This window comes from Staphylococcus sp. GDY8P94P (genome assembly GCF_017892255.1).
GTDB classification, from domain to species: Bacteria; Bacillota; Bacilli; order Staphylococcales; family Staphylococcaceae; genus Staphylococcus; species Staphylococcus cohnii.
In genome coordinates this window covers 1-5,099 of record NZ_JAESKU010000013.1, presented here as the reverse complement: position 1 = coordinate 5,099, position 5,099 = coordinate 1, and the positions used below count along the sequence as shown (strand labels likewise).

General features: G+C 35.2%; 7 protein-coding genes. All 7 read right to left on the bottom strand.

Annotated elements, in window-relative coordinates; genetic code table 11:
- Positions 1–132: 132 nt before the first annotated feature.
- Positions 133–1,695 carry a recombinase family protein gene (locus KA926_RS08800; RefSeq protein WP_000136908.1) on the bottom strand — a complete coding sequence of 521 codons (1,563 nt, stop codon included), beginning with the start codon at positions 1,693–1,695 and terminating at the stop codon, positions 133–135.
- 1 nt (position 1,696) lies between these two features.
- On the bottom strand, positions 1,697–2,113 hold the full coding sequence (locus KA926_RS08795; RefSeq protein ID WP_000323438.1) for a recombinase: 417 nt from the start codon (positions 2,111–2,113) through the stop codon (positions 1,697–1,699).
- Complete coding sequence (locus KA926_RS13970; protein ID WP_245335855.1) at positions 2,114–2,611, bottom strand: DNA recombinase; 498 nt, start codon at positions 2,609–2,611, stop codon at positions 2,114–2,116. It lies immediately after the preceding gene.
- A 346-nt stretch (positions 2,612–2,957) separates the two neighbouring features.
- The gene (chrA, locus tag KA926_RS08785) at positions 2,958–4,121 is read right to left on the bottom strand and encodes a chromate efflux transporter (protein ID WP_025905227.1); all 1,164 of its coding nucleotides are present in this window, start codon (positions 4,119–4,121) and stop codon (positions 2,958–2,960) included.
- Between the two features lie 10 nt (positions 4,122–4,131).
- On the bottom strand, positions 4,132–4,434 hold the full coding sequence (locus tag KA926_RS08780) for a PadR family transcriptional regulator (protein ID WP_025905228.1): 303 nt from the start codon (positions 4,432–4,434) through the stop codon (positions 4,132–4,134).
- 125 nt (positions 4,435–4,559) lie between these two features.
- Positions 4,560–4,961, bottom strand: a complete 402-nt coding sequence (gene arsC / locus KA926_RS08775; RefSeq protein WP_025905229.1) for an arsenate reductase (thioredoxin) — start codon at positions 4,959–4,961, stop codon at positions 4,560–4,562.
- A gap of 17 nt (positions 4,962–4,978) precedes the next feature.
- The coding region (locus KA926_RS08770; protein WP_204168006.1) for an ArsB/NhaD family transporter at positions 4,979–5,099 on the bottom strand (121 nt) is incomplete at its 5' end.

Here is a 5,099-nt window from a genome sequence, read left to right as displayed (position 1 = left end):
CAAGTTTACGCTAAGAATATTATAAACCATTTGGTTGATAAACACAATAGTTATTAAAATATTATTATAATCAGCAAGCAAAAGAAAACCCACAACTCTACTGTAGAGTCATGGGCTATTTACTTCTGGTTTTCATATTTCCATTTCGATGCCAGATTTGAAGGCTATGACGAAGTGGCCTTCATAGACTGTAACGCTCTGGATTATCTTCCTTACAAGCTTATCATCATATTCTAAGGTGCGGAATTTGTTCTTGCGGATAAATTCAATCAGCTCATTGATTCGCTCGTTCTCGCCACTGAGGGAGGCATCTTCTACTAAAAGGATCTGTCGCTTGTCTCTCAGCTCATCAATCTCATCTGCTAAGTGGTCATAGTCTTGACCCTTGTTCGCCAGCTTGATTAGTTCTTTTTGTTTTTCCTCTAGTGAGTTGTTAATCTCTGAAATTTGGTATTCTGTGGTTTCGCCAATCACAGCATGAATATTCTCTTCCAGTGTCTTTATCATATTGTTCCCACCTGCAAGTAGCTTATTAATCGCAGTCATTACTGCACCATAAAGTTCATCTTCTTTTACGGTTCGGTTCTTACAAACTTCAGGACCTTGCTCGATTCTAGTCACGCATCGCCAGACAAATTCTTTTCTTCCGTGGATATTCCAATAGACCCGTCTATAAATATCGCCACAATCTCCACAGAAGGTGATGGCACTTAAAGCGTACTTGCTACTGTAAATTCTTTTGTTCTTGCCTTCTCCTGTGTAGATATTGCTTCTCCGATGAATTTCTTCTTGCGCCTGCAAAAATAACTCTTTAGGAATAATCGCTTCATGGCTATTTTCAACATAATATTGGGGAACATGCCCTTCATTTTTCACTCGTTTCTTGGTCAGAAAATCTACTGTGACAGTCTTTTGCAGAAGGGCATCTCCGATGTATTTTTCGTTTTGAAGTATCTTCTTAACTGATTCTGGTCGCCATCTTGGTTTTCCCGCTGCTGTTAAAATACCATCCTTTTCAAGGGCTCGACCAATGCCCACTAGACTCTGACCCTCAAGGTATTCTCGGTAGATGCGTTTGATAATCTCAGCTTCTTCGGGGACAATAGTTAAATTTCCATCTTCATCTTTCGTGTAGCCCATAAATCGCTTATGGTTGACCTGCACCTTTCCTTGTTGGTATCGGTACTGTAGCCCAAGCTTAACGTTTTGTGAAAGGCTCTGGCTTTCCTGCTGTGCCAAAGATGCCATAATAGTCAGCAAAACCTCACCTTTGGCATCCGTGGTGTTGATGTTCTCTTTCTCAAAATAAACTGATATGTTCTTATCCTTGAGCTGTCTAATGTATTGAAGGCAGTCTAGGGTGTTACGCGCAAATCGGCTGATGGATTTTGTAATAACCATGTCGATGTTACCGTCCATACACTCTGCAATCATGCGATTAAATTCGTCACGCTTTTTAGTGTTCGTACCAGAGATACCATCATCTGCAAAGATGCCAGCAAACTCCCATTCATTATTTTTCTTTATAAACTCTGTATAGTGTGAGACCTGAACCTCATAGCTAGAATTTTGTTCTTCTGTTTCTGTAGAAACACGGCAATAGGCAGCAACACGAAGTTTCTTTATCTTTTCTTTTGCGGCTGTACTTCCTACTCTTTTACGAGCAGGAATAACCATTATATTTTTCTCTGTCACTTTATTCCTCGCTTTCTATCAGACTGTATAAGTATTCTGCTCGTTCAAAAGGATCCACTGGCATCTTATTATCTGCCTTTTTCATTTTGAATCGTTCTTTGGGAGGGGGAGAGGTGAAAGCGGCAAGCTCTACCACTCGTCCTAAATCCTTTGCACGTTTATCTCTAACTTCTTCAGCTTTATCAAATATCTCTTTATCAATAATTGCTGGATACGTATCATTTCCAAGGTAGTTGACGTTTTTCAAAATGCGCCCCATCACAGAATGTGTCTTTTCAATACCTGCCTGTTCGCCAGCCACTGTAAGGGATAGTCCTGATATGTATTTCTCAAAGAATACCTTTACTTGACCTGCTGCCTTTTCATCGACAGTAACCACTCCATCTTGAATTTTGTATCCATATGGAATATATGCCATTTATCTCACCACCTTTTCTTTCAGGGAAAGACCGCATTTCAAATTGAATGTCAGCTCATCCCTGGAATTTACAATGATGTTCACTACAAATTCTTCAAATAGTTCTTCCGTGTAGTCACCATTAAAATTATCTGCTGACACATAATTAATGAGGTCCTTTATCTCGTTTGCTCGCAAAAACCCACTCGCAGAGTTCGTTACCAGGTTTGTTTTTTCGGTAGTAAGATTTTTAATCTCACTATCTAAAACATTTCGTTCCTGATTAAAAAGAGCAGGTTCTAGGAAACCTTTGGACATCAGTGCAATAAGGGTATTGCGTTCTTCCAATAGTTGCTCCATTAGCTTATCAATAGCGTCCATTCTTTCACGGTCGCTTTCTTCATCGATTTGGCTAACTGACTTGAAAAGTGGTTCTAGGATTAGCTTATGACTGAAAGCAAGCTTATTCATCATGGTTGTCAATGTGGCTTTGATTTCCCCATCTCGCAAAAACAACATGGAGCAACTTTCTTTATCTTCGATACTATCTCAACATGTGTCGTGGATAAGGTAAGTATGTAAAATGGTATGTGGAACATAGTGATTTGCTGTAAATGATTTGCTAACTACTTTAGTTCTTTATACAAAGTATAAATCGGATATTTTATTATTTTTTCTTTTATATCTTCTGAGATTAGGTCAAAGTATTTGTCCGCTAAATCAGAAAGGGGTTCTTTTTTCATCACCTAATGGGTGATGAAGCAGAATACTTTAAAGACTATTAAATCAATGTTAGGAAAGACTATTAGTAAAACTATGAATTATTCAGGTATAAAATTTATTCTTTGATTATGAATGAGAAAGATTAGTAAAACATTATACCTATTATAATGCCTATTAGTACAATAGACCAGGAAGGTAATTTATAATACACCAGGAATACGAATAATGAGCTAGCTAAAGCAAAATCTAATTCTGATTTAATCGTTGAAGTCCAAATCGGGTTATAAAAAGCAGCAATAAGAATACCGACTACACCTGCACTTATTCCTTTTAAAAATCCTTCAGCATAAATATTAGATTTAATATTATCCCAGAATGGCAAAATTCCAAATAACAAAAGAAACGCTGGTAGGAAAATAGCAATAGTAGCCAGTATTGCTCCTCCAACACCTTCTATAGACATCCCAATATATGAAGCAAACGTAAATAACGGTCCGGGTACAGCTTGAGCAGCAGCATAACCTGTTATGAAGTTATCGGGTGATATTAATCCTGATGGTACAAACTCATTTTTCAATAAAGGCAAAACAACATGTCCTCCCCCAAAAACTAAAGAACCTGACCTATAAAAACTATCAAACATTTTTAACCATAGATTATTTGTCATAGAACTAGCTATAGGTAAAACAGTTAATAGTAAAAAGAATAATGATAAAGAAATAAAACCTAACTTTTTAGGTAACTTAAATGATTTGTTTTTTGTTTTAGTTCTATCTGTTGAAGTTTGTTTTAGAAAGATGAGACCATATATACCAGTTATTGATAGTGCAATGACTTGTATATAAAGATTATTTATTACTAATGATAATATAAGAACAAATAATGCCAATGCAATAGTGGTTTTAGTATTTGTTAATTTTTTTCCCATTCCTATAATTGCTTGGGCAACAATAGCAACAGCTACTAGTTTTAAACCTTGCATCCAAGTGAAATTCGCATCACTATTTGTAAATAACGTTGAAAAAATCATCAGTATAATTACAGAAGGGATTGTAAATCCGATAAATGAGATAATACCTCCGCCGATGCCTCCTCTTATAGTTCCTATACCAATACCAACTTGGCTACTAGCTGGCCCAGGTAAAAACTGACACAGTGCTACCAAATCAGAGTACTCTTTTTCATCAAGCCATTTTCTTTTTTTTACGTATTCATCATAAAAATAGCCTAAATGGGCTGTAGGTCCACCAAATGATAATAAACCAAGTTTTAATGCTACCAAAAAAATGTTTATATATTTATACATAAAGATCTCCTTATATTTCGTTAGTTAACTCTTTTAATTTTTCTCTAGATTCTTCTAAAAACTTTTCACCTTCTGGAGTTATTGAATAGTATTTTCTACTTTTTCCATTTACAGTTTTCGTTGTACTTTTTAAAAGGTTCTCGTTTTCTAGTGTATGGAATATTGGATAAAGGGTACCAGGACTCATATCATATCCATGGTCTTCTAATTCTTTAATCATCCAAGCCCCATATATTTTATCTTCACTTGCATGATGTAATATATGGATATAGATAAATCCTAAAAATATTTTTCGTTGTATTTTACTTTTCAATATATCTCTCCTTAGTTAAAATCGAATTACGATATCGTAATTCGATTTTAATGTGTGTAAATATTCTTGTCAATTAATTTATTAAGTTTAAAAACAGTGAACTAGTAGTAAAAAACATCAAGTATCTACTTGATGTTTTTACTAAAATCTTTAATTGTATTACCTATTTCATCTCTAACACGTTGGAATTCTGACCATTCTTTACCTGCTGGATCATCAAAACCCCAATGCTCTTTTTTAACGTTTGGTGGTAAAATAGGACAATTATTGTCTGCATTGCTACATAACGTTACGACCAAATCTGATTGTTTTAAAATGTCATTATCAATTAAGTCTGACGTATGGTTTGATATATCAATATCTACTTCTTTCATAGCTTCTATTGCTTTAGGATTAACACCATGTGTTTCAATACCAGCAGAATAGACATTCCAATCTTTGCCCAATATTTCCTTTCCCCAACCTTCAGCCATTTGGCTACGACAAGAGTTACCAGTACATATAAAATAAATTGTTTTCTTATCCATAATTAAAGCCTCTTTTCTTAAAATATGATTAGTGTAAGGTATAAACCTAAGAGTGTTACAAATAGGACTGGAATAGTAATGATTATTCCAGTTTTAAAGTAAGTTCCCCACGAAATCTTCACACCTTTTTGTGTTAAG